The organism is Fibrisoma montanum (assembly GCF_003583365.1).
Taxonomy (GTDB): domain Bacteria; phylum Bacteroidota; class Bacteroidia; order Cytophagales; family Spirosomataceae; genus Fibrisoma; species Fibrisoma montanum.
In genome coordinates this window covers 23,793-48,112 of sequence record NZ_QXED01000007.1, presented here as the reverse complement: position 1 = coordinate 48,112, position 24,320 = coordinate 23,793, and the positions used below count along the sequence as shown (strand labels likewise).

Annotated in this window: 22 protein-coding genes; 21 read left to right on the top strand and 1 reads right to left on the bottom strand. The window is 55.4% G+C overall.

What is annotated here, in order from left to right:
* Position 1 precedes the first annotated feature (1 nt).
* The 14 genes from DYU11_RS22665 (at position 2) to DYU11_RS22610 (ending at position 18,125) form a co-directional block, all read left to right on the top strand.
* Positions 2-346, top strand: coding sequence for a hypothetical protein (locus tag DYU11_RS22665; RefSeq protein WP_119670018.1), 345 nt, complete (start codon positions 2-4; stop codon positions 344-346).
* Positions 343-507 carry a hypothetical protein gene (locus DYU11_RS33340; RefSeq protein ID WP_158600344.1) on the top strand — a complete coding sequence of 55 codons (165 nt, stop codon included), beginning with the start codon at positions 343-345 and terminating at the stop codon, positions 505-507. Before DYU11_RS22665 ends, DYU11_RS33340 begins: the two co-directional genes overlap by 4 nt.
* Before the next feature lie 3 nt (positions 508-510).
* On the top strand, positions 511-1,188 hold the full coding sequence (locus tag DYU11_RS22660; RefSeq protein WP_119670017.1) for a hypothetical protein: 678 nt from the start codon (positions 511-513) through the stop codon (positions 1,186-1,188).
* Positions 1,152-1,337: a hypothetical protein gene (locus DYU11_RS33055; protein ID WP_158600343.1), complete on the top strand. Its 186-nt coding sequence runs from the start codon at positions 1,152-1,154 to the stop codon at positions 1,335-1,337. The genes DYU11_RS22660 and DYU11_RS33055 overlap by 37 nt, the downstream gene beginning before the upstream one ends.
* A 12-nt stretch (positions 1,338-1,349) precedes the next feature.
* On the top strand, positions 1,350-1,763 hold the full coding sequence (locus DYU11_RS22655) for a hypothetical protein (RefSeq protein ID WP_119670016.1): 414 nt from the start codon (positions 1,350-1,352) through the stop codon (positions 1,761-1,763).
* A complete protein-coding gene (locus DYU11_RS22650; RefSeq protein ID WP_119670015.1) occupies positions 1,757-2,212 on the top strand; it encodes a hypothetical protein in 456 nt (151 codons plus the stop codon). The genes DYU11_RS22655 and DYU11_RS22650 overlap by 7 nt, the downstream gene beginning before the upstream one ends.
* 2 nt (positions 2,213-2,214) lie before the next feature.
* Positions 2,215-3,270 carry a carboxypeptidase-like regulatory domain-containing protein gene (locus DYU11_RS22645; protein ID WP_119670014.1) on the top strand — a complete coding sequence of 352 codons (1,056 nt, stop codon included), beginning with the start codon at positions 2,215-2,217 and terminating at the stop codon, positions 3,268-3,270.
* Positions 3,263-8,092 carry a putative Ig domain-containing protein gene (locus DYU11_RS22640; RefSeq protein WP_119670013.1) on the top strand — a complete coding sequence of 1,610 codons (4,830 nt, stop codon included), beginning with the start codon at positions 3,263-3,265 and terminating at the stop codon, positions 8,090-8,092. The genes DYU11_RS22645 and DYU11_RS22640 overlap by 8 nt, the downstream gene beginning before the upstream one ends.
* Positions 8,089-8,730, top strand: a complete 642-nt coding sequence (locus DYU11_RS22635; protein ID WP_119670012.1) for a hypothetical protein — start codon at positions 8,089-8,091, stop codon at positions 8,728-8,730. The genes DYU11_RS22640 and DYU11_RS22635 overlap by 4 nt, the downstream gene beginning before the upstream one ends.
* Before the next feature lie 24 nt (positions 8,731-8,754).
* Positions 8,755-9,534, top strand: coding sequence for a hypothetical protein (locus DYU11_RS22630; RefSeq protein WP_119670011.1), 780 nt, complete (start codon positions 8,755-8,757; stop codon positions 9,532-9,534).
* 21 nt (positions 9,535-9,555) lie between these two features.
* A complete protein-coding gene (locus tag DYU11_RS22625; RefSeq protein WP_147368012.1) occupies positions 9,556-12,381 on the top strand; it encodes a discoidin domain-containing protein in 2,826 nt (941 codons plus the stop codon).
* The gene (locus tag DYU11_RS22620) at positions 12,381-12,842 is read left to right on the top strand and encodes a hypothetical protein (protein ID WP_119670009.1); all 462 of its coding nucleotides are present in this window, start codon (positions 12,381-12,383) and stop codon (positions 12,840-12,842) included. The genes DYU11_RS22625 and DYU11_RS22620 overlap by 1 nt, the downstream gene beginning before the upstream one ends.
* 190 nt (positions 12,843-13,032) lie before the next feature.
* Positions 13,033-15,120: a hypothetical protein gene (locus DYU11_RS22615; protein WP_119670008.1), complete on the top strand. Its 2,088-nt coding sequence runs from the start codon at positions 13,033-13,035 to the stop codon at positions 15,118-15,120.
* 2 nt (positions 15,121-15,122) lie between these two features.
* Entirely contained in the window at positions 15,123-18,125 is a 3,003-nt protein-coding gene (locus DYU11_RS22610; protein ID WP_119670007.1) for a coiled-coil domain-containing protein, read from the top strand.
* Here the strand turns inward: DYU11_RS22610 and DYU11_RS22605 are convergent.
* Positions 18,122-18,454 carry a hypothetical protein gene (locus DYU11_RS22605; protein ID WP_119670006.1) on the bottom strand — a complete coding sequence of 111 codons (333 nt, stop codon included), beginning with the start codon at positions 18,452-18,454 and terminating at the stop codon, positions 18,122-18,124. The two genes, DYU11_RS22610 and DYU11_RS22605, sit on opposite strands and share 4 nt — an antisense overlap.
* 70 nt (positions 18,455-18,524) lie before the next feature.
* On the opposite strand from DYU11_RS22605, the gene DYU11_RS22600 reads away from it, so the two are divergent.
* From DYU11_RS22600 to DYU11_RS33050, 7 genes are read left to right on the top strand one after another with little or no spacing between them, the layout of a single operon-like run.
* Positions 18,525-19,763 carry a Clp protease ClpP gene (locus DYU11_RS22600; protein WP_119670005.1) on the top strand — a complete coding sequence of 413 codons (1,239 nt, stop codon included), beginning with the start codon at positions 18,525-18,527 and terminating at the stop codon, positions 19,761-19,763.
* 59 nt (positions 19,764-19,822) lie between these two features.
* On the top strand, positions 19,823-20,869 hold the full coding sequence (locus tag DYU11_RS22595) for a hypothetical protein (RefSeq protein ID WP_119670004.1): 1,047 nt from the start codon (positions 19,823-19,825) through the stop codon (positions 20,867-20,869).
* Positions 20,870-20,927: 58 nt separating this feature from the next.
* Positions 20,928-21,506, top strand: coding sequence for a hypothetical protein (locus DYU11_RS22590; protein ID WP_119670003.1), 579 nt, complete (start codon positions 20,928-20,930; stop codon positions 21,504-21,506).
* Complete coding sequence (locus tag DYU11_RS22585) at positions 21,506-22,126, top strand: hypothetical protein (protein ID WP_119670002.1); 621 nt, start codon at positions 21,506-21,508, stop codon at positions 22,124-22,126. The genes DYU11_RS22590 and DYU11_RS22585 overlap by 1 nt, the downstream gene beginning before the upstream one ends.
* Positions 22,126-23,271 carry a hypothetical protein gene (locus tag DYU11_RS22580; RefSeq protein WP_119670001.1) on the top strand — a complete coding sequence of 382 codons (1,146 nt, stop codon included), beginning with the start codon at positions 22,126-22,128 and terminating at the stop codon, positions 23,269-23,271. Before DYU11_RS22585 ends, DYU11_RS22580 begins: the two co-directional genes overlap by 1 nt.
* Positions 23,243-23,788: a DUF6712 family protein gene (locus DYU11_RS22575; RefSeq protein ID WP_119670000.1), complete on the top strand. Its 546-nt coding sequence runs from the start codon at positions 23,243-23,245 to the stop codon at positions 23,786-23,788. Before DYU11_RS22580 ends, DYU11_RS22575 begins: the two co-directional genes overlap by 29 nt.
* Positions 23,785-24,183 carry a hypothetical protein gene (locus tag DYU11_RS33050; RefSeq protein ID WP_147368011.1) on the top strand — a complete coding sequence of 133 codons (399 nt, stop codon included), beginning with the start codon at positions 23,785-23,787 and terminating at the stop codon, positions 24,181-24,183. Before DYU11_RS22575 ends, DYU11_RS33050 begins: the two co-directional genes overlap by 4 nt.
* The last annotated feature ends 137 nt before the right edge of the window (positions 24,184-24,320 follow it).

Below are 24,320 nucleotides of genomic sequence, written 5' to 3'. Positions count from 1 at the left end.
AATGATTAGAACATTATTATTTTGGTCAACTTACGGCTTTCATAAGTTCGAAATCTCCAAAGAGTATCCGGAATATTTTGTGAATTACTTTGTAGAATTCCCAGCTATTCCAACTGCTGGAACAGGTATAGATTTATTTGAGATTTTAATAAATTCTGGGCTTAACAAACCAGTAGATCTTAGGCGTAAAGGTGAGGGTAAAAAAGAGTCACAACTGTTAACCGAAGAATTGGCTGATATCATTACAGGGGGGCTGACATGGTCAATAGACTATACGGCTTGGAGTGCTGATGAGAATGGTATATACCTTAGATGTAATTTGACCGCTGAACACGAAGAGTCATGAGCACCGACCAACAAAAACCGTTAACCACTACCATTAATGGTAAGCCAGTGTATGCTGGTGATCGTGTCTGGTTACACATTGACCCACCGGCCGCTGGTGTGCCGAATGGTGTTTATGTTTTTCAGCCAACCAAAAAATGGAAACGTAAACGCAAAGCCTGACGAATGTACGCTCTCAAAGCCACCCGTGCCGGTCACGAACCGATTCAACTTACCCTGCCTGCCAGATGGAGCGAGGTCACTACTGCCCAGGCTCTGTCACTCATTGCCAAAGCGGATGAGTTGACCGAACGGCAGATCTTTACGATCCTGACCGGGCTATCGGTCGATGAGCTGAGGCCGGTCCGCATTCCGAACCTGGGCAACATCATTGATGGGCCGTTGAGCTTTCTGCTGTCAGTGCCGGATTTCACAGACATGCCGGCACCCACTCAGCTCCGGATTGATGGCCAAGTGATTGACGTACCGACTAACATCGGGCTTGAGTCACTGGGCCAGAAGTGGGATCTGGATGATGAGCTGAAAGACCGTGAATCGCTTGGTGGCTATCAGAATTACCTCGTAGCTGCTGAGCCGCTGCTGTCGATCTATCTGTTTCCGGTCGTTACCGGTGAGAACTACAAAGACATCAGCCAGGCGAATGCGTTCTGGCCGCGGCTGGCCAGCCTGCCCTGCACGGATCTGTTGCCCCTAGCCGCTTTTTTTTTGGCCAGTTACATGAACTTGACCAATACTGGTCAACCCAGCTTAAAGACGATTCGGAAACGGAGATGGAAATTCAGTTGGCCCGCCAGTTGGTTCCGGCCATGGATGCCCTCGACTCGTATTTTGCCGAACGCCTGATTGCCGACATTCACCGCATCCCTTTACAGCAGGTCCGATCGTTACCCTTCGACGTAGCGATGTTAGCGCTCTACGCTGAACAGCAGAAAAATACATATTTATCCCACGTCGCTAAGTTCCGGGCCAAGTCCCCTACCTCCCCTGCGTAGTAGTTTTGGTCTATGCTGGACCAACTCGAAACGATTGCCGCTCAACAGGGCCTCACCTTTGCCTTTGGTGAGGAATCTGACCTGAACCCTGTGGCCGCGGGCTATTTGAAAGATCAGCCACCGCTTCTATTCCATGAGGGGTATTTAAGCGGAACCGTGACTACTGACGGACAAGGGGCTGATGAAATAGCGTACAGTATACGCTTATGGGTGCTGGTGCCCGTTTCGAAGAATGACTCCCCATTCACGCACCGCACCCATATTGCGTTTCTTCGGGCCTACGCCCTGCAATACCTGCGGGAAGTCCGCAAAGTAGCCCGCCTGTCTCCCGTGCAGCTCACCGAAGGTATTGAGCTGACTACCCGCATTCTGGACGGCTTGCGCCTGACGTTTACTGCCACTCCTTTGGATCCGCTCTCATGCTGAACACGCTCGACGTATTAGACCAGCTCGGGCCTCGGCTGGCAGATGATGTACGGGATTCGCAGAGTCGGAAGAACCTGCGGGCATCGGGCCGCTCGGCCGCATCGGTGCGGCACCTGGCTACCCAGAACGGACGACGTGCCAAGCTGCAACTTCTTGGATCAGCATACTTCCGTTTCCAGCAGAACGGCCGCGGTCCCAACCGATCCGGTAAGCCATCGCGTGAGATGGTCGACGCACTTCGGGACTGGACCAAACGCCGGGGTCTGCCCGTTCGGGCTGCTTATCCTATTGCGCTCAACATTGCCCGTAAGGGCATTAAGGTGCCTAACCCCTACAACCCAGGCGGGGTGTTGAGCGATGTGCTGAACCGGAAACGGATCGTGGGTTTGCTGAAGCCACCGCTCAAGGCTCAGCTCGTTGCCGATGTTCGATCTCTAATCTTTGCTTAGCCTTGGCCACCTTCCGATTGATCGTAACCCGACCCAATGGAACGCCCGTGCAGGGTGCCACCCTTCGCGTGTTGAACGCCAGTAGCCTGGACGTTACCGCTACGCTACTCGGTTCGGTATCGCCCCTTACCAATGCGTTCGGCATCGTCGAGAGAGCGGGTCTGGGGCAAACCGTCGGCCCGATCACCGTGCCAATCGGCCCGCTACCGCTGGGCGTCTACACCCTGCAGGTGACCGCGCCTGGCTACACGATGGCTACCGTCACTACACCGGGTGTATTTACCGGCATTGGTCAGTTTTCGGCTACGCTCGAACGCTCGGCATCAGGTCAGGGCTATGCGATGGTACTCGGTGACACCGAAGGTAGTCTGACCAACTTCTCAACGCCCCTGGCTTCAAACGAGGTGGTGATTGAATCGCCGGTATCGGGTGAATGGGAGCTGATTGAAACCAAGGTAGAAGCCTCTAATGGTTCTTTTTCGCTCATCGAAACGCAGGTCGACCCCGTTACGCAGCGGGCTGTGATCGACATCCGCAACCGGATCCGCTTTGAGCCGGTGCCCGTGCTGGTTGCTGACAACACGCCCGCTATTGCCGACACTCAATTTTCCGATGAGGTCAGCCTATCCTTTGCCAGCATTACCCAGGCCGGCCGTGTCGATCTGGAGTACGGTGCGGTTACCTATTCCGCCAACATCTATCCGGTAGGCCCGAGCTGTGATCTGTCCGTGTTTACGGCCGGAGATGCCAATACACGACGGTGGATCACCGAACTACCCGAGCCGATTGTGTTTCGGGGCTATTACTTCGATGCTATGGTCTGGCTGCCAACCATCTCCGATGAACCGGAGCTGACGTACACGCTGACCATTGAATACCAAACCGCTAAAGGTGTCCTGGTAGGGTCGGTAGTCACCCATGAGCTACCGGCCAGTGCGTATGTGCAACGGGTTCGGCTGGATGCTGATCCGGATCCGGCCGTCAGTCGTGCCGTGCTTCGCGTGAAAAAAGAAAACGTAGAGCAGTTCAAACCGCTAATCGTCCATTACCGTGTCTAAAAAAACGTTATCCAACCTACGAAACCGGGCCACGGTCGTAGCCAATGAAGTTCAGGAATCTGCTAACAGTGCCCAGCGGGTAGGTACGCTGCTGCAGGACCTGACCGATTCCAGTATTCAGGAGTTTGACCCCAACGCAGCGTATCTAGCTGAACAGTGGGTAATCTTCAACGGCTCACTGGCTCAGGCCGTAGCCAACACCGACCCAGGCGAATCACCAGCGACTCATAAAGAGAAGTGGACCCCAAAGATCGTTACCAGTAAAGATCAGATCACGACCGGCAATACGCTGCCGGTTGCGGCCGAAGCTCTGAAAGAATACGTCGATGAACGTATCCCAACGGGCAATGGTGGAAACGTGCCAACAGCTACAACGGAACGTCTGGGCACGGTACGCTATGCTACCGAGGAGGAAGTTAATGCCGGCACCGAAGGAAATGAGCAAACGCCCGGGTATGATCGGGCCGTGTCAACACGCTGGTTTTCGAAGATCCTTAAAAACTTTCTGATTCCGAGTTGGGATCTGATCATGACGCTGGGCGGGAACATCTCCTCCCGCACCGGTAGGATCCGCAATGGTATGGCCGTTGAGCAGCCGTTTTTTCTGGATCAGGTCGGCAATGCGGCCATCGGGATGTACTTCTACACCCAGCAAACGGAAAATGGACTGCCGAACTACGACTTCGCGCTGGCTACCCAGCAGCAGCTTAAAGATTTGCTGGCCAACAAGCCACCGGTACCGCCATCGATCACGACGCAGACCGGCACTGAAGGCATCGCCTACACCCAGACGCTACCCAGCTTCTTTGATCCGGACGGTTCAGCCCTCAACATCAAGTATGATGTCGTCGGTTTGCCGCCTGGTCTGCTCTGGGATAAGGCTACCAACAAGATCACCGGTACGCCAACCACCCTCGGCACCTATAACGTAGGGTATTCGGCTGTCGACGGAGCCGGGGCGTCGTCGTCCATGACGTTCCAGATCGTTATTAAGCCCAAGCCCGTGCCCAGTACCATCACGCGGTTAGGCTTTTACCGTAATAACAGCACGAAACAGTTCGTGGCTTTGGTGCAGGGGAGTGGCAACGTTCAGGTTAAGGTTGAAATTCTGGAACCGACGACACCGGCATGGACTGACGAGAACTACCACCCGATGAGCGAGGGTGATTATCAGTGGGAGCAGGATGCCTATAGCCATCAGTTCGTATGGGGAGGCTCTCCGGATCCTACCGGTGATGGTTACTTTGTACGGGTAACGGCCACGATTCCCGGTACGCTGATCAGCATCGAAGCGACGCACCTGATTGCGGATGGCGGCTTTAATTACGCCCGCCTGTTCCCTGGCAATAACAATCTATTGCTCAACAAGCCCGCCCGACAGTCCTCAACCTTATCAGGAGGTGAGGCAAGCCTGGCTAATGACGGTAACCTGGGCACCAACAACCACACGTTAGGCGAACCGCAATCGTGGTGGGAGGGTGATCTGGGCAAGGCGTTCGTCATTGAGCGCATCATCATTCGCAACCGGACCGATTCGCCCGAAGCACAGGCCCGCCTGCGCGACTTTTACTACTACTTCAGCAACCAGCCACACGTCGACGGAGCGGGCACACTCTCCAGTATGCTTAACAGCGCTGTGAAGTACACCTACCAGACTGGTGAAGCCGGGGCTAGTCTGGATGTGACCTTACCGCAGAAAGTCACCTGTCGGTATATCGGTGTCCAGCTCACGGGTGGTGATCCGCTGCACCTGATCGAAGTCGAAGCCTACGGGTATGCCGTGAGTGGAGGAGCCAACGAACTAAAATACGTTGGGGGCATTACTGATCAGCAGGCTACCGAAGGGCAGGCCTTCAGCTACGATCTGCCAAACGATGCCTTTACCGGTGAGGGTATCACCTACCAGCTCTACCAGAAACTGGCTAATGGCAACTACAGCAGCATCTACGAAGACGATTTTACCTTCAACACCTCAACGCTGGTGCTGGCCAATGCCGCTACACCGTTCGCCAAGTACGATGATACGGCCACGACCCGCAAACAGTTCTTCCGTTTGCGGGCTACGGATGCCAGCAATGCAGTAATTGATGTTGACTTCATCCTGACGGTCAGTCGGGCCGGTACGTCAGCATCGATTGAGCGTACTGGCCACAGCTACAACGGAGCTGGCCTGTTTCTGATGGGTCAGAGTAACGGAAGCATTCGCGGCCGGATCGTACGCCGGGTAGATGGCGTCTGGTCCGGATCAACCGCTTTTACCGCCTTCCGTGACTTTGGCAGCCAGACCGGAGATGGTAAGCAGTACAACCGTACATCCAACTACATTGAAAACGTCGCACCGGGTAAGTATGAGGTGGAATGGGATTCGGGCGTCGGCACCCAGGTCATTCAGGCTACGATCGATCTGACCAGCCAGGCCAACTACTCCAAACAGGACTATCCGGCAACGGGCTCAACCGGCTCCATCAGCGCCTTTAGTTACGATGAGGCCCTGCTGCAGAGTCAACGTAAGCTCAAATTGCGGGCCGTCGCTACTGGACCGGTTCAGTTCGATTATGACCCGGCCGGCAGTCCCGATAACAACTGGCTGGCGGGTACGCTGGTCGGCAGCCAGTACGAAGTGCAGTTTCCGCAGACGCTCACGCCGGGTAACTACACCCGTGAAGTGCAGCTCGTATCGGAGCCAGGCGTTCAGCAGTCGGCTGGCTTTGCGATCAAAGCCGCCGAAATCACGTCTATTGGCTGGGGTACGCTGGACGGCGATGATTCGTACTTCGCCAAACTTGACTTTGAGAATGGGGCTCAGTTTCGCTACCGGGTGCCAGGTGAAAACTTCACCCCGTGGGCCAACATGAGCTTTACGGCTAACCGTGGGTTTCCCTTCCCGGATCACCGGTTCGGCTATTCCATTCCTCAGCCCCTGGTTGCGTATGAGATTGAGTTCCGACCAACGGAACAGCTTGCAGGCTATCCTGAACGGAAGATATCGCTGACCTTCAACCGGCCGGCTAACGTGTCGACCCAGATCATCTACACCCAGGGTCAGACAACGGGTGATGTCATCGCAACGCCGTCGGCTACTAATGACGCTCAGCGCTTCACCCGGCCGTTCACCTTTACGCCGGTCTATAACCAGGTATCCCGGCTTCAGGATAAGCCGCACCTACCTATTCTCGACGGCTGGAAGCAGCGCACCCATGAGGTGTTTGCTTTCAATAACGGCGGTCAGAACGAAACGCCTGAGTCGCTCAAAGCCCGTGGCCATAACATGATCAGCTACCGGGCGTACAATGACACGGCAAATCAACCCTGGGGCAATACACCGCCCAAGGATGCCGAACTGTTCTTTGAATACGGCGGTGGTGGTAGCTTCTCAGGCTATCCACAGAACAGCCATTCGCTGCTCACGCAACCACTTCAGCAGGTATGTAATACGCTGACCGGTTCGCTGAACCTGTTTAACTCGGTGCCGCAGAACGGGCTGATCGATGGCGTAGCGACTGTCAAGGAAGGTTCGTACAACCTTGAATACGGCTACTTCTCAACAGGATCGGGCAACCCACAGTACGACTATAACCTGATGTCGGATGCGATGAAAGACACCTCGTTTTTCAATTACGCGACCGGCCAGACCGAAACCGTACGGCAGTGCTACAACCGGGGAGGGGACCAGGCGTTGACCTCGGCCCTGATCCAGAAGTGGAACAACGTGATCCTGTTTGCTACGAAATACCTTCGGCAGAACTGCAACGGCATGGAACCGTTCTATGGCGATGATACGACCCTGGCTCCGATTCTGGACGTAAAAGACAGTCCATTGAATCTGGATGAGGTGCTGGCTTCGTCGGTCAACAACGGCGGGTTCTATCCCCAGTTAAACGCTTTTGGAAATGGCGGTACGGTCACCCTCAACAACGGCCAGACCTACAACCTCAACGGCCAGCTGTCGGCCGAGTTTAAACGCCATATTACCTACAACTACGAAAACTACTGTTTCGTCAAGCGCAGTGATTACAACCAGTTCTTCAGCATCACGCGTAACTCACCCGACAGCCTCAAGAACATTGACGACTGGTACGATAAGTTGCAGCCGCTGCTGACCCGGCCCTACACGATGGCTTACCATGCGGCTCTGAACTGGAAGATCCTGAATGAAAAGGGCTGGCAGGATCATAAGTTTTACTGGCAGACCGAATCAATCTATGAATTCAACTACCTCGACAAAGACACCTTCGAGTTCCTCAATGGCGCCTGGGTGCCCTGGACCATCAACGGATCTGGTACCGGTAACGATCGTAACACCAAGCTGCCGCTCCACCCCGAAGTTATCCGCAACATCACGTACCTGTCTAGGCTGCACTTCCACGGGATGTACTTCTGGGGCGCTGGTACCGTCATCGACGTAGCGCAGAGCAACGGCGAAAACCTGCACCCACGGGTACACCTGCGCTCACGCGATGCCCATCAGGAAGCCCTGAACGAACTGGCTCAGTACAACGCCACGGTGTTACTGGCCGACAAGCGCCAACACATACTCGACATCCCGGTAAAGAATCCGGCTAATGGTCAGTTCGTCACCGGAGGGCCGCACAAGCTGTGGAGAGCTAATGGTAATACGGCGGCTCAGGCCGTGCCCCTTGTTACGGGCGTTGACAGTCCGTCAACCGGCTGGGAGCTGTACTTCGCTTACCGGCCGCATGAGCTAAATACCCAAACCAGTATCGTAACGTGGAAATCTCCGGTCGACGGTCGGGAGATGTCCGGTGAAGTCAAAGGATGGGGCGGTCGACTGTTCGCCCGTAAACGTAACGCAGCATCATGATTACCGCCGACCTCAGAGCTAAACGCATCAGCATCAGTCAGGATCCCGACGAAGGGTTTAGCCTGCAACTCTCTCTCGAAGAAGATGACACTGAACAGGATGCATCGCAACTGGACGCCCGGTTGCTGCTGTATGAGCGGGAAGGGGATACCAAGCCGCGCTACATCATCCAGGGGGAAGCCGTTCCCCCGCTGGTGATCTTCTCAGTGTCGGCATCGGTCGTCAAGGCTTTGAACCGCGGGAGCCGGTATCTGGAAATTGACGGTGTGATCGGTGGTGAACGGCAGCGCTTGGCCCTGGGTAGTCTGACGCTGACGACCTCGGGCCTGATGAGCAATCCCGAACCAAACCGCATTCACGTAGTCGTAGGGGATCTGGTACCAATACGGGTCGAACTCCGGCCGTATCGAACGGCCATCATTCAGGGCCTCACCGTCATTGAACCGCTGCTGCTAACTGTGACCCAGCCCAATCAAACGCGCTGGAACATCGGTGGTAGTGAACTACGCTCTCAGCTATACGTCAACGGGGTGCGGATGACCAAAGGCCGGGATTATACGATTAGTCTGCCGTACCTCGACTACATAGGCGGGGTGCCGCTGGACACCTCCGATGAGCTTTTACTTACCCTTTTATAATTCAAGACAGCTAACTTAAAAACAATGTCACAGCCTCATTTCAAACAGATTCGCGGTAAAGTCACGCCGGGCATGCTCGACATCTCAACCGCTTCCGCGCCCGGGGATCCGGCATCGCGTTCGTTTGTGCAAACCACAATCGACAATTCCCTGTACGGTCTGGACTTCAAACCATCCGTTCGGGTCGCAACGACCGGCAACCTGGCCGCGCTGTCGGGTTTAATTGTGGTTGATGGCATCACGCTGCTGGCCGGCGATCGCGTTTTGGTGAAAGATCAGACCACCCAGACGGCAAACGGCATTTGGGTAGCCGCTGCGGGTGCCTGGGCTCGTTCGCCGGATGCCGACAACAACGGCGAAGTAACGGCAGGTATGGCCGTATCGGTTGAGGAAGGTACGACCAACGCCCGGACAACCTGGCGCATCAGCAATACTGGTAACATCGTGCTGGGAACGACTAACATCACCTTCCAGCTTTTCAGCTCGACGTACTACGCAACCCCCACGGCCCAGAACAAGAACATGGCGGCTCTGCTGACGACCAATGATTTTGATCTGGCCTGCAACACGGGTATTGCTGCTACGCCTGCACAGGGATCATTCGTTGAAGTCAAGGTAAACGGGCTAACGGTAAACGTTGGCAACGGTGTCAAAACGGGTGAAGCCTATTTCTCGGGTGACAGCGGCACGACTGCCCGGGCGCTCAACGCAATCCTGGCCGGCGATAAACTGTACTGGGTTGGATCAGCGGCTGGTTATCAGCTCGACACGAACGATCGGGTCGATTTTGTGTACGTTGTTTAACTTTTAAATGGCTTACCGCCCGTGCAGCAACACGCCAAACAAATCCGAAATCCTGAATTAGTGGCTGGCATCCATGCGCTTTCACCGGGCATGGGTGCCACCGCCGTTGATACGACCGGAACCATCGACATTACCACGCTGCTACAAACTCGCCTGGCTCAGTTGCCAGCTGGAGCGACGTGGAAGATGTTTCCCGGTACGTACAAATTACGTACGGGTGTGCTTAACATACCCGCCGACCGGGTAACGCTGGACTTTTCTGGCTCCACGCTGAACGTGTCGCTGCCGACCGGTGCCAACTGGACTCAGGACAGCGGTTTCGTCTTTGACGGCAACAGCAAACAGGGTTTCAGCATTGTAGGTGGTAAGTGGGTGTGTGCGGGGGATACGAACGGTAACAACGCCTACCGGGTGCGGGTGCTGAGTGCTCACGGCTGTAGTGATGTGACGCTAAAGGATAATGAATGCGTCGGGTGTACGCTCGGAAGGTTCCCGTTTGGCAACAACATCAAGGTTGTTCTTCCAAAGGGCACTAACGTCGAAGCCGGTATCAACTATCAGCAGGGGGGTGTCGAATCCTTCCTGCTGTTTCCCTACACGACCAGCTGGAAAGTCATCGAACCGGAAATTTCCGGCTACGGCCACGGCATTCATTGGGATGGAGGAGCCAACCAGGGCACTACAGCCGGCTACGTCGGTGGTTTTCGATCGCTTACTGAAAGCCGGCCTGCGGGTCCTGGTCGCATTATTGGCGGAACGATCAAGAACTGCTCCGGTGGAGGGATATGGGGAAGCCTGGGCAACAACATCGTGGCCAGCTTTGTCAACGTGATCAATTGCGGGGATGTTGACTTCGATGATGAAGGAGGTGTCAACTGCATGATCGTTAACAGCTACCTGGAGAACAGCAGCAATGGCGGGGTAGTGACGACCTTTGGCCACGTCAAAGGGTTCAAGGTCATCAACTGCCACCTGAAAGTAAGCCAGGCCGGTATGAAGCTGGTCCGCCATTACGGTTCGGGCGTGATCGAAGCCGGCAGCGCTGAGGACGTAACCTATGATGGCTGTACGTTTGAATGTACGATACCGAACGCCCGGGAGCTGGTTGGTCCTGCGGATGGGGCTTTCCGTTCGGTAACCATCCGTAACTGCAACTTTATCAATACCAACATCGAATGGCAGGTAACGGCCAGCCGGCAGCAACGCATTGAGAATAATACGCTCACCTGGACGGTGCCGGCTGCGAATGGCATCAGCTGCGGAGCCGTCTTCGGAGATGCCACCACCAAACCGGAGCTGATCGTTCGGGGGAACCGGCTGCTGGCCACGGCCGGGGGTACGGTAGGCATCACGGTGTTTAATTCGGATGGCACCTACTGTGATGCTGAGTACATTGAAAACAACCGTATTCAGGGATTCAGCGCCGACTTTGATCTTAAAGCGACCGCGGCCAGTGCCTCGGTCAGTCTGCGTCGGTACATGCGAAATAACACGCTCGGTGCCGGCAGTGTGTTCGTCTCGCACCCGACCAGCGGCAACCGGCAGGTGATCACCGTAGAAGGCAACCGAAAAGCCGACGGTACGTTGTGGCCCAAGCGCACGTTTGCCAACTATGGCAGTGGCCAAACCGCCTTCGCCCGCACCGAGCTATTTCCAGCCAGTGCGTTGATCGATGGCAGTACGTCGGGTTTTTACTCCAGCAACTTCAACACGGGTCAGGACGAATGGGTAGGCGTGGATCTGCGCTACCGGCAGGTAATCGGTGAGGTGGTGGTCAGCCCGCGCACCGATGCCGGCAATATCGGTGTTGGCTGGCCGATCGCCTACGTCATTGAGATATCAAACGACGGCGGGCTCACCTGGTCGACGGTGGTTACCAAGGCTGGCCAGAGCGCACCCACATCCGCAACCTACACCGAGCGGCTGTTCTTCGCACCCATCGAAGCCGATCAGGTGCGGCTACGGGCAACGACCCTCAGCACCGATCCCAGCAACGGGGCTACCGTACTCCAGCTGTCCGAGTTCGAAGTCTATGCACCTGGCCGGCCGCAACCTGTAGCCGCAACCGGAGCAGCCACCAACGGCTTACCCACGGGCGGCACAACGGGTCAGGTGCTGGTTAAGTCGTCAGGTACGGACTATGCTTCCGCCTGGCAGACGGTGGCCGTACCCGACACGGAAGCCATTCAGGATGCAGCCGCGGCCTTGCTGACCGGGGGAACGCACTCGGGCATATCGTTTACCTATGATGATGCAAACAACAAGGTTAACGCTACGGTGTCGGGTGCCACGGGCTACGTGCCGGCTTTCCTGCGTTCGCTGAATGCAGCCTGGGCCTGCACGGATCAGGCCGCTATCAACGGTGTGCAGGTCTGTACGACTAACCAAACGCAACTATTCGAGGTCTATGCCGAACGGGATTTCGCCGTAACGCATGTCTTGTACGAGGTGTCGACGCCCGGATCCAGTCTGACGGCGAACGGCGCCACCATCAAAAATGGCTTTGTGCTGATGGACGCTACTGGCAACTATTTAGCACACGCGCTGGCCACAACAGACTTTGGATCAAACGGTTTTAAGCGGACGGCGTTCAACCAGACCGTCAACGTTACGGCCGGCACGAAATACTACCTGGCTCTCATTAGTAGCGGTACAACACCGGTTGCCCTGCGGGTGACCGATAACGTTTCTGGGAAGCTGTCACTGAACGGGGGCCGGGCGTCGGCTCCGTTTGTGCTGGGAACAAAAACAGTAGATGGGATCACCACTGGCCAGCTCGATATCACAACGGGCTGGACGGCTAAAAACAACCCACGGCCCTGGGTGGCTTTGGGAGCAACCGCATAATGGCAACGTTCGATATCACCTTTGATCTGACCTTTCGCGGGTTGCTGCTGACGCCTTCCCAGCCGACGGTTGAGGGGTGCCGCAAGCCGGGTATTTATCTGACCTGGCTGGCACCAACCGGCTGGATGTACTGGCTTTGGGAAGCTGAGTATGAGGAGCAGGTAGCTGTGAGTTCGCTCGGCACACGTCGTCAGGCCGGTCTGACCCTTCACAATCAGAAGGAAGCGGCCGAGCTGCTCCGGATCCGGACGGTGATCTATTCCCGCTCGGAAGCCAAAGCCGTCAGCACAATCTACGGCTCACCGGGTGTGTATATTCTCGCTCCTGATCAGGCCAACCGGTTCCACGCCGTACGGGTTGAAATCGAACCCGGTACGTTCCCGGTGTATTCGACGGCCAGCCGGGTCAGCCGAATGGAAACTACGTTAATTCTACCAGCCCGACGACTCCAACGCGCATGAAAAAACTACTGTATAAATACCTCATCTGTCCGATAAGAGGGTGTGATGTGCCCGGTGGATTAACAGCTCCCTATGACCGGCACTGCCTGGACTGTGGCCGTAGGTGGCCGGCTACCCGGTGGCCACCACCACCCGCCCGGCACCGTCCCTACAAAGGGCCATTTCGGAACAACATTAACGACAATCACTAATGCAGGACGGTCTGTATCTAAATAAAACCTGGGTGGCTGAGGTCGATGCTGCATTGACCCTACAGGCAAATGATCTGACCAAACCGGCCACCCTGCAATCGTCTATATCCAATATGTTCAACCTACCTGATTCAGTGCTGATCCGTCGGCTGCTGCAGGGAGCTGAACAACTTGATGCCGGTGGGGTGCATCCGTACCGGCTGCTACCGGCCGAGCTGATCGACGGCGGGGAGGTTACCTTCCAGGGCAACGCTGAACTGCAAAGTTTTCAGGGTGGGTGGAAGATCAATCTGGTACGGGCCGTTCGGTCACTCTTTGACCAGCTGGAGGCTAAACGACTTACTGATCTGGACCTGACCCGCTACAACCACCCGTACACGCTCGACGCCATCAACGAGCTGGCCGGAGCGACCGACGGCGTTGTCTATCCCTGCATTGATTACGGGTCGATGAATGAGGGCATGTTTCCATTCGACACCTTGCAGCCTGCCATGTACGTCAGTACACTGGTCAGTCAGATGCTGGCCGAATCCGGATACCAGCCGGTAGGGGATTGGCTCACCGATCCCCTGTATGTACGCCTGGCACTGCCGTTCGTAGAGGATGAACCCAAGAACAAGGATGAACAGTGGGTAGACGACCGAACGGCCCGGGTGACGGTGCCCAATAACAGCCCGTACTATTACTGGAATATTCCGGGGTTCCTTCGGCCGGATAACCGACCTAACCAGGTGCAGGCCAAAAGCCTGAACATCATCCTGCCTCTTATGAACGAAGGCGACGGTAGTCTGACCTCGCAGTTTCGGGACGGCAAGGCCAACAACTTCAAACCAGATCTGCTGTCCTACGTAGCTGATGTACCCATGCGCGTACGGGTGCAGGCCAGCCAGCAGATTAAGACGACGGTGAACTACGGAGCCATGGAAGCCATTCTGTCGGTGGAGAAAAACGGAGTGGAAGCAGGCCAGGCTTATTTCTCCGCTACCGGTCCCTATAACCTCACCCGGGCGGGCTTTGATACGCTTAGCCTGGATACGTACGTCGACTGCCGGGCGGGTGATCAGTTGCAGATCCGCCTGCAGATCCGGCAACGAACGGCCGTGGTTAATTTTGAGTACCGGGCCTCTCTCGACGACTTTGCTACGTTTGCCTCGTTTATTCCCGACAGTACCGTTAGAAACGGCGATTCCTGGCCTGTAGCCAGGAATCTGCCCGATATGCCCTGTATCGACCTGCTGAAGACCATTGCGTTGATGCAGTGTGGCACGTTTGATGTCGATGAGGTACGGCGTACGCTTCGCCTGGTCCGTCTGGACGATGTAGCGGCCAACATGAGTCAGGCTGTCGACTGGTCGAACCGGGTAGAGGAGTCTAGTCAACCCGAGCATGTTGTCAAGCTGGATCCATACGGTCAACTAAGCTGGTGTAAATGGAAGGAACTGGAGGATAAGGCCTACAAAGGCTACGGCAACGGCTCGATTACCTCACCAGCGGCCAACCTGCCGGCCGAAGCAACTCTGTTTGAACTGCCGTTTTCGCCCTGTATTGACTCACCACGATCCGTGCCGGGCTATGGTAATCCGATCCTGATCGAAACTCGAACGGTGTCGGGTGAAGGGGCCAGTTTGAAGGTTGAACGCAAGTCAACAACCCCGCGGCTGATCGTGATGGAGCCGTCCAAAATCGTGTCTGTGTCCACCATCACCGTATCGGCCGAGGGACAAACCGCCAACCGGACCGTTACGCTGACCGGTTGTTTCTGGGGCGTTCGGCCTAACTACCTAAAAACGACAGAAAACAACTTTTCGCTGTCGTTTGGACCGCTGCCGGCACAGCCCTACGTCGTCACGCTCATCATTCGGTATTTTTCAACGCTCACGCAGGTGCTGCGACGGCCGCGGCTGCTGAACGTACCGATGCAGCTCCGACCGACCGACATCGCTACGCTTGATCTGGCCAGGCCGGTGAAGCTGGGCCGGGTTCGGGCGGGCTCACTCGATATCAACCCGACGTACTTTTATCTCAATAAGGTCAACAACTACCGGTCTGCCACGCCAACCGTGGTTACCCTGATCCCACTGTTCTAATCATGGCTGACGAAAAAGACGACGAAATACTCATCAACGTGGAGATTGATGAGGGAAAGACCGAAGACCGGGCCGTAGCCCTCCGCAAGGAACTCAACAGTCTGAAAACTGAAGCCAGGGAGGTGGAAAAAGCCTTCAGGGAAGGTAAGTTGTCGGCTGAAGGATACGCCCGTGCCCAGGAAGCCAACGCCCGCGCTCAGAAGACCGTCTCGACTGAACTGACTCAGCAACGGCGCATCCTCGAGCTGACCAATAAAGTGCAGAAAGAGCAGGCCGGATCAATCAATCAGCTTCGGGCTAACCTCTCGTTGCTGACGATTCAGTATAACGCCCTGTCGGAGGAGGAGAAACAGAACGTGGATATCGGTGGCAAGATGGTCGACACCATGAAGCAGATCTCCGATGCCCTCAAAGATCAGGAAAAAGCCGTCGGTGACACCCGAAGGAACGTGGGAAATTACGAGGAGGCTATTGACAACGCGCTCAGTAAAAACCGTGAATTCGTCATCAGCATCAAGGATAGTAATGAAAAGCTGTCCGGATCCAAACAGGTGGCCGTTGAGTACATCCGCAACCTCAACGTAATGGGCACCAACATCGGTGAAACCGCTGATAAGTTCAAGACCGGTGCAGCCAGTGCCCAAACCTTTGCTAAGGGGATCTTTACCGGCCGCGGTGCGCTGATCGCCCTCGGTGCCGTACCGATCATCCTGTTTCTGACCGGGCTGGTAGCCCTGCTGAGCAAGTCACAGGGCGTTATGGATAAGTTTTCCCAGTACATCAAAGCGGGCGAACTGGCCTTATCTGCCCTGGTTGATGGGCTGGCCAGAGCGACGCGAATCGTAATCGACGCCTTTACGAGCTGGGAGAAGTTTACCAACATCTTTACCGACCTGCGCAAGAATGCGATTGCGACCACGCAAAGCATTAAGGATGCAGCCGCGGCCGGTATTGAGATTGAGAAAACGAACCAGCGCATTGAAGCAGCTGAAATCCGGCTGTCGGTGGCCAGAGCCCAGAACCGCAAAGAAATCGAACGGCTGAAGTTCATCTCGGAGGACGTAACCAAGTCAACCCGTGTCCGGGCTGCGGCTGCCAAACAAGCCTTTGATCTGGAAAACTCGGGCCTGCAGCAGTCCCTCAAGCTCCAGAAAGAACGCATCGCCAACCTCGAACGTGAACAGCGTATCGGTATCCGAAACCGGGCTGATCAAAAGGCACTGGCTGAGGAGCGGATCAAACTGGCTGAGCTGGAAGAAGAATCATTTGGCCGGCAGACGGAGCTGAACAACTCACTGAACGGCCTTCGTCAGGAAGCCATTGAGAAGGCGAAGGAAGCCCGGTTGAAGGCGGCTAATGAAGCTAAAGCGGATATCGAACGGCAACTGTTGCAGGCTCAGCAGGCTGGCCGTGATACGCTCAAACTGCAGGAGGAGGTTATTCGAAAACAGGCCGCTATTGATAAGCTCGGAGCCGAGGGTAACGCCAAACAACGTAAACTCATCGAAGCCAAAGCCAATGCCGATATTCTGGCGTTACGTGTGCAGCATGCCCAGGAGTTAAGTCAGATTGCGTTCGATAACACCGAAAACCGGCTCAATGCGCAACTGGCCCTGGTACGCCGGAATAGTGAGGAGGAACTGAAGCTGCAAAAGAAGCTGCTCGAAACCCGGCTGGACCGTGAAAAGTCGGCCGCGGTCGATGCAGCCCAAACCAATGTTCAGTTAAAGCAAAAGTTGAATTCAACGCTTCGGGCTTTGGATGCCAAGTACAATGCCGACGTTGAACAGTTGGATCGTCAGTTTGAAGAAAACAGCATTCAGCGGGCGGCTGAAGCCGAAACGCGCCGGCTGCAAACGCGGTTTGATCTGGGTGTCAAATCCATTGAACGGCAACGGAAGCTGGAAGAAGACCGTATCAACCTGGAGGAGCAAACGCAGATCAAACTGCTGGAGGTTCAGAAGAAATATTATGCCATCAGTGAGGAGGAATACCTCAACCAGCTTAATGCGATTCAGGCTAAGGCTATTCAGCAGCGGAAAGAACTCGACAAACAGCTTCGGGCCGATGCCCGGGCCAACACCCAGGCAGAGATCGATGAACGCCTGGCTTTGGTGCGGGCCGGCTCCAAAAAGGAGCTTCAGGTTCGCCTGCAACAACTGAAGCTGCAACGGGAAGCTGAGCTGGACAATGAGGAGCTGAATGAGAAGCAGAAAGAAGCCATTCGTGCTAAATACCGGAGAGCCGAAAAGGATGCTACCGATGAGTTCAACAACGAACTGATAGGCAAAATCTTTGACACTACCCAGCAGGCCATTGGATCTATCTCCAACCTCATCAACGCTCAGATTCAAGCGGCCACGGCCGCTCTCGACGAGCAACAGGAAGCGGCCTTACGTAGTGCCGGAGCGAATGCCGAACTACGGGCTGCGGTGGAGGCCAACTTCCAGAAACGCCGGGAAAAACTCGAAAAGGATGCTGCGGAAAAACGCCGGAAGATTGCGTCGGTGGAGAACGTAATTAACACCGCATCGGCCGTCACCAAAGCCTTTGCCGAGGCCGGTCCGATCTTGGGGCCTATCCTGGCTGCGATCGCACTGGCTAACGGTATTGCTCAGCAGATCGTGATCGACTCCCAGAAGTTTGCCAAAGGTGGGGTGGTGAATGGGCCGAGCCACGCCAATGGGGGCGTAAAATACCAGCTCGGTAATCGGAGTGTCGAACTGGAAGGAGGAGAAGCCGTGATCAACAAACGATCAACGGCCCGCTTTTACGGCCAGTTATCGGCCATGAACGTAGCCGGTGGGGGCAAACCGTTCCCAGGCGTTGCCAACAGCCCGCAACCGCGGTTTGAATACGGTGGGGTAACCATGGCCGGCGACAATGCGGCACTGGCTACGGCCGTTCGGGAAGCCATCAAGGGGGTTAGTATTCGGGTGGCCGTCGAAGATATCAAACGGGTTGAAGCGGACGCCAATTACGTCGAAGCCCGCGGCAACATTTAATTGGAAGAATGCGGTCGGGCGGCAAAGGCCAGTAGTTCTTTCGTCAGTAGTGAGTTCATTAACCGGCTGATGGTTATACCCCGCTCCCGACACATCGCCTGCACCTGCCGTTTGCGCCGGTCCGACACTTTTACCTGAATTACCTGGGTGTCGGACTGGCAACTTTTACACTGTCGGGACCGGATTTCGCCTACCTGAGCCCGCTGCTCAACCGATAAGGCGTTATAGTACATGCGCCAGGTCATACCTACCATTTTCATGGCTTTCCGTATTGGTTGACCGGCCTCTACCTGCTCCACTAACTCATTAAACTTGCCTTGGGTATCCATATCGGGATAAAGTAAGCTCTATCACTATTCGAAAGGTATAGTTTTTCTCTATGGGTCGCAACTTTCCGCCATGAAAGTTGCGACCGTGTACGTAGAGGGCGATATATGGCCCGATGACTGGTTTTGGTTCGAAGATGAAAAGGGTTCTTCCCTGGGTCGTTTACGCACGCAGGTAACCGCAGCCGGTGAATTTGACAAGCTCAAAGTCATTATCAACTCACCAGGCGGCTGCTGTGAGGAAGGCTGGGCGATGTACGATTACATTACCACGCTCGGCAAGCCCATTGAAACCGTCGTGATTGGCCAGTGCTGCTCCATGGCCACTGTGCTGTTCATGGCAGGCACGGAACGGCTCATCTCCAAGCATTCCACCTTCATGATTCACCTGCCGATGGGAGGTACCTACGGCAACATGAATGAGATTGCCGAGTACCTGGAGGAGCTGAAGGCTGAGAGCCAGAAGTTTGTCGATTTCTACACCGACAAAACCGGCCTGTCCGACATCGTAGTCTCTGAGATGCTGGCCGCGGAAACGACCATGACCGCCGACGAAGCCATTATCCACGGCTTTGCTACCGGCATCTACGCACCGGTTGTGGCCAGCCTGAAAGCCTACCAGCCGTCCAGCGTCAAACCTCCTCTTTTCGTGCTTCGCGCCCAGGGTCGACCCGGTAAAAAACCGGCAGCGACCTCAACGACTGTACCTGTTAAACCGGCTGCAACCGCGGCCACAACCCCCAACCAAATGTCCAAATTGCGGAAAGCCATCGTCGGTGGCTTAACCTCCCTGCTGGCTCTTGCCGAGGGTACCGATCTGGTAGCCCTTGATGTGAGCCTGAAAAACGGTGATACGCTGGTAACCAACTCAACCGGTGAAGCGCCGGCCGTGGGTGACACGGTGACTATCGGTGGCGAAACGCCCGCCGACGGTGAGTATGAAACGGCCGATGGTCAGATCATCGTCGTAACGGCCGGAGCGATCTCCGACATCAAAGCGGCCGAAACCACCACCGAAGAAACCTCCACGGATCCTCCGGTCGCTTCGGCTGAGCGCATCAAGCAACTCGAAGAAGAGATTGCGCAGCTCAAGGCGCAGCGGACGAAGGACGACGACTTCCGGCGCCGGGTGGCCATCGTGCTGAAAGATCAGCTATCGGCCGAGCCGCCGATCGATCACGAAAATGAGCTGACCACTGACAAGACGACCGAGGAGCGCAAGAAGACGGCTCAGGACAAGGAGCGCGAAGACATGCTGGCTAAGCAGGCAGCCAAGTACCAGCCTAAGGCAAAAACGGCCGCGGCCAAGTAGCCGACCATCGGTCAGGATCATCAAAACTTTTTCATTCAGACAGCTAAAGGATAATTCAAATGAGCTTATTGCAGGGTACTCCCATTCAGTACGCAGGCAAACAGGCGATGGACTACGTAGTAAAGCCATCGGTTGCCTACGGTAAACTCGAAGACTTCTTCAAAGTCATCTTCGGAGTAAAAGTCAAACAGCAGGTCATCTACATCCATCCGCTTAACAAGATCACCATTGCCGATCCTGGCTGTGGTCTTGGTATTCAGGATAAGCAGATCAACCGCACCGAAAAGTTCTGGAACCCCGAAAACGTCAAAGCCTGGTATTCGCAGTGCTGGGTTGACCTCAAGGGCACCATTCACGAAGAACAGCTCAAATCCGGTAACGATAAGCCCGACATCACCGACACGGTGATTGAGGAATATCTGCTGGATGCTCTGCAAGGGGCCGCGGGTCGGGATCTGATGCGGATGGTATTCCTCTCCCGGATGAACATCACGGCTGCCGATCTGACTGGTGGAGCTGATGAGGTGAAGAACTACAACCAGTTCAACGGCATCTGGAAGCGGTTGAAAGACGGCGTTGCAGCCAGCACCATCAAGTCGTTTACGATCGCCAAGAACGCCGGGGCTAACGCAGCTGCTCAGGAGCTGGCCGCGGGTGATGGCCGTAAGATCCTGGCCGGTCTGTGGAAAGCCCAAGCCAAGGTCATGAAGCAGGTGCCCAAGCGGGACAAGGTGTTCATGGTAACGCGCTCGATCTACGAAAACCTCGAAGACGAACTCGAAGCTAACCCACAGCTGGAGAGTTCGACACTTCGCATGCTGGAAGGCTCGGAAAACCTGAGCTACCGCGGCATTAACATCCTGATCATGGATGCCGTCGATGAAGCCATCGAAGCGGACTTCCTCATCAGTGGCAAGTACACCGAGCCGCACCGCGCTATTCTGACCGTGAAAGACAACCTGCAGGTAGCTCTCGACGTGGACACCTCGGATCCGACCGTTTTCGACGCCTGGTACGAGCGTAAGGATGAGAAATGGTACGCCAAACTGCTGTACAAGATCGACACGCAGGTAGGTGAGGAGCAGTACGTAGCCGTCGCGTTTTAAATCATCAACCCTCTACACTGACACTCACCTTCCAGGGTGAGTGTCCAACTCTACGAACATGGCTTGTCCATCGAAAATCAAAGAAAATTTGCTCCGTGACTGCAATAAGCCACTGAGCCAGGGGGTTGCTGAGCGCTTTTACATCGGCATGTACGACGACCAGGTGTCAGCGATCGGGTTCGATCCGACTAACCCCAAAATCCTGAATGAGCTGACGCTGAAAACCGGTGAAAAGCTCAAGGTGTACGAAGGGTTTGATTTGTCAAACCGTCCCAGTGTCGGTTTTACGGCCGGAGACTTCGGCAACACCTTCCCCCATACGTTCGTGTTTGCCATTTTCGACAATTCGGCCAAGGCAAAACAGGAAATTGACGCGCTGGGTAGTCGGAAAGATTTCTTTATCATCTATAAGCGCCGGGGTGCCTACGGTCCCTGGGAGGTGATGGGTCTGCTAACCGGTATGAAGATGACGGCCTTTGAATACAATCCCAACGATGCCTCCGCAAAAGGGGCACTGGTGGTGACGCTCACGGCTGCCGACGAACCGGGTATGCCGCATGAGTTTGTGCATAAGGATCAGGGCGGGTTGGTGGATACACCGGCCTACCTGACCAGCATTGCACTGCCGGTGAGCTAATGGAGCTTACCGAACTGCACCGCATAGTAAGCCAGTGGTATTCGACTGGCTTACTGTCGGCTGAAGACCGACAGGCGGTCAAAATCGAATACGCCCGGCTGGTAGGGGAACCGGGCGAACGCTGCCAGACGTGTGCTTCCTTCTGGAACGACGTACTAATCACCCTACGCATTCACCTCAAACAAAATCAGTTGCCTGTTATGAGCAAATCACGCAAATGGATGATCCGTGAGGATTCGGGTCACCTTCAGGTAGTCGGTGAACAGACAATCTATATCAACACGGGCGTTGAGCAGGGGGTTGTGAAGCTCCTCACCGATGAGAAAGCCGAAGCCATCCTGAAAAAGTATCCGGAGTACAAGGATATCATAGTCCGCAATCCGGACTATGAGGAGCCAAAGAAACCGGCCAACGGAGCGTCAACCGCTAAATCGCCGGCCGCATCAAATCGGGCGAAGACGACCGCAAAACCGGCCACATCTACGGCCCCTAAACCAGCAACGTCAAAGAATGCGGCCGAACCTGCTGATCAGGCCAACGCTGACACAAAGGAGGCCACCGGATCAGTCGGAGACGGCGGGGAGCAAACGGCCACTACTGCTAATTCAGCGACTGAGTAATGAGGGCTAAGATTCCCAAAGTTGCTAAACGACCGCCAGCCACCAAATCAAAGGTGGCTGGCTTTTTGGGTTTCGGTAAAGATGACCTGTTCCCTCAGAAGCTACTGGAGCTGCTGGATGAATCGGACACGGCCGGAGCCTGCATTGATGCGCGTACGGAGTTCATTCAGGGCAATGGCTTTACGGATCGGACGCTGGCCGACATGGTCGTTAACCGGCACGGTCAGACGCTTGACCAGGTGCTGGCCGATGTTGCCGAAGACGTCAGTATTTTTGAAACGATCACGCTGCTGATCTCCTACAATGGCCTGGGTGAAATCGCGGGCATTCGGCACGTACCGTTTGAGCAGATCCGGCTCAAGGAGCCTGACGACTTCAACAACATCACGCATGCCGGCATCTTTCCCTACAAAGGCTCTGAGCTGTTCAAGAATCGCCGGGATGAGCATACGGTTCTTCCGCTGTTCAATCCGGATCCGGTAGTCGTCATGACTCAGATCGATGAAGCGGGCGGGCTGGCCAAGTACTACGGCCAGTTGTTGTATCTACCGCTGAATCGGCTACGGGGCAATTTCTATCCGGTACCGCGCTGGTTTCGGGCTGAAAAAAGTATCCAGACCGAACGGGAGCTGATCAACTACGACTGGAAAACAACCGTCAACGGCTTCAACATCTCGGGCCTGTTTGCTTACCTGGGATCGGAGGAGGATGTTCCGGATGAAGAAACGCTGGAGTATCAGCTCAGCGAACACCAGGGTTCGGAGAATTCAGGCAGCATCGTAACGATCAAGGCCCGAGATAAAGACGAACTGGAGCAGATGAAGTTCTTCGACGTGACTGGGGCGCACCTGGCTGATCGGTACAACTCCACCAATGACCGGGTTCAGGCCCGTATTGCCCGGAACATGCGCGTACCCAACGAGCTGGCCAACATGCGCCGGCAGGGTGGCATCATGTTTTCGGCTGATGAGCTGAAGGTGGCCAGTCAGATGCTGCAGCAGAACGTCAACCAACTCCAACGGAAGGTCAAAACCTGTTTTGAGAACCTGCTGATGTACTGGCGGGATCCCAAGCCGGCCGCGAATTGTACGATCGAAAACCTTAACTACTTCAAGGATGCTGCATCCGTTCAGCAAGCCGGATGATTACCGGCTTGAATTTGGTTTACCAGCCGGCTGGGAGCCGAGTGATAAGCTCAGCCACATTCAGAAAAACGTCGTGTCGGGCTGGCTAACGGATCTGTTGGGGGTTGAACGCCGGGACGGTCTGCGAACGGCACTACTGGCCTACCTGCCCGACGACGAAACACCGTCCGTGCCCCTGTCGGAAGCGGATCAGAAGCTGTACGACTGCGTTCTGCCGTTTCTGCTGTACGCTACCTGGGCCAATTACGTGCAGCTCGCCAACGTGCATATCACCGAAGCGGGTCTGGTGACGCATACCGATAACCACTCCGAGCCAATCACCAGCCAGCAACGCGCGGAACTCTACCGCTACTACCGGGACATTGCCGAACGAAAGGCGGGTGATGTGCTGGCCTGCCGGCAACCCGATGTTTGCGAACGACCCAGGCGGGTAGGTAGCCGGATCGGGAAAGCCGTCGGGAAAAAACAGAGTATGTTCGATGTCGATCAAACCATAACCGTCCGACACCAACGATGATTCAGATCCTACTTACCCGTATCGGCCGCTGGCTCACGAAGTCAGCCTGGCCTGCTCTCCGCTCCCTCGGCCTGTGGCTGTGGGAGAACATGGTCTTTGTGGCCGTCCTGCTGCTGATTCTACTGCTGGTGTCGATGCGTCAGTGCAGCCGTAATGATCGTAGGGCTGATCAAGCCCAGACTCAGCTTAGCCAGGCTCAGCAGACGATCAGCCGGCTCCGTGCTGACTCGACCCGTTTGCAAACCGATATCCAAACCGCTAAACAAGCCCCTGAGCAAATCCGATATGAAATTGCCCGTAAAGTGGATTCAACATACCGCGCTGTTCGTGGTCAGTCTCCTGTTGATCAGCAGCGGGCTGTCCGTAGCCTACTGTCAGGACTCGATCTGTTATAGTGCCCGCGAAAACGACGCCTTGCTGCGGGGACTCATTGAGCTGAAGGAGTTGCGAAAGCTGGACTCGGCCCAGGCCGTCAGCATCCGGTTGTATCAAGCCTCACAGCAGCGGATCCGGTCCAAGCTGAGGGAGTATC

What these genes read in the sequence shown, in the direction of transcription:
- DYU11_RS22665 (WP_119670018.1), top strand. Translation starts at nt 2, where the DNA reads ATGATTAGAACATTATTATTTTGGTCAACTTACGGCTTTCATAAGTTC.
- DYU11_RS33340 (WP_158600344.1), top strand. Translation starts at nt 343, where the DNA reads ATGAGCACCGACCAACAAAAACCGTTAACCACTACCATTAATGGTAAG.
- DYU11_RS22660 (WP_119670017.1), top strand. Translation starts at nt 511, where the DNA reads ATGTACGCTCTCAAAGCCACCCGTGCCGGTCACGAACCGATTCAACTT.
- DYU11_RS33055 (WP_158600343.1), top strand. Translation starts at nt 1,152, where the DNA reads ATGGATGCCCTCGACTCGTATTTTGCCGAACGCCTGATTGCCGACATT.
- DYU11_RS22655 (WP_119670016.1), top strand. Translation starts at nt 1,350, where the DNA reads ATGCTGGACCAACTCGAAACGATTGCCGCTCAACAGGGCCTCACCTTT.
- DYU11_RS22650 (WP_119670015.1), top strand. Translation starts at nt 1,757, where the DNA reads ATGCTGAACACGCTCGACGTATTAGACCAGCTCGGGCCTCGGCTGGCA.
- DYU11_RS22635 (WP_119670012.1), top strand. Translation starts at nt 8,089, where the DNA reads ATGATTACCGCCGACCTCAGAGCTAAACGCATCAGCATCAGTCAGGAT.
- DYU11_RS22630 (WP_119670011.1), top strand. Translation starts at nt 8,755, where the DNA reads ATGTCACAGCCTCATTTCAAACAGATTCGCGGTAAAGTCACGCCGGGC.
- DYU11_RS22620 (WP_119670009.1), top strand. Translation starts at nt 12,381, where the DNA reads ATGGCAACGTTCGATATCACCTTTGATCTGACCTTTCGCGGGTTGCTG.
- DYU11_RS22615 (WP_119670008.1), top strand. Translation starts at nt 13,033, where the DNA reads ATGCAGGACGGTCTGTATCTAAATAAAACCTGGGTGGCTGAGGTCGAT.
- DYU11_RS22610 (WP_119670007.1), top strand. Translation starts at nt 15,123, where the DNA reads ATGGCTGACGAAAAAGACGACGAAATACTCATCAACGTGGAGATTGAT.
- DYU11_RS22605 (WP_119670006.1), bottom strand. Translation starts at nt 18,454, where the DNA reads ATGGATACCCAAGGCAAGTTTAATGAGTTAGTGGAGCAGGTAGAGGCC.
- DYU11_RS22600 (WP_119670005.1), top strand. Translation starts at nt 18,525, where the DNA reads ATGAAAGTTGCGACCGTGTACGTAGAGGGCGATATATGGCCCGATGAC.
- DYU11_RS22595 (WP_119670004.1), top strand. Translation starts at nt 19,823, where the DNA reads ATGAGCTTATTGCAGGGTACTCCCATTCAGTACGCAGGCAAACAGGCG.
- DYU11_RS22590 (WP_119670003.1), top strand. Translation starts at nt 20,928, where the DNA reads ATGGCTTGTCCATCGAAAATCAAAGAAAATTTGCTCCGTGACTGCAAT.
- DYU11_RS22585 (WP_119670002.1), top strand. Translation starts at nt 21,506, where the DNA reads ATGGAGCTTACCGAACTGCACCGCATAGTAAGCCAGTGGTATTCGACT.
- DYU11_RS22580 (WP_119670001.1), top strand. Translation starts at nt 22,126, where the DNA reads ATGAGGGCTAAGATTCCCAAAGTTGCTAAACGACCGCCAGCCACCAAA.
- DYU11_RS22575 (WP_119670000.1), top strand. Translation starts at nt 23,243, where the DNA reads ATGCTGCATCCGTTCAGCAAGCCGGATGATTACCGGCTTGAATTTGGT.
- DYU11_RS33050 (WP_147368011.1), top strand. Translation starts at nt 23,785, where the DNA reads ATGATTCAGATCCTACTTACCCGTATCGGCCGCTGGCTCACGAAGTCA.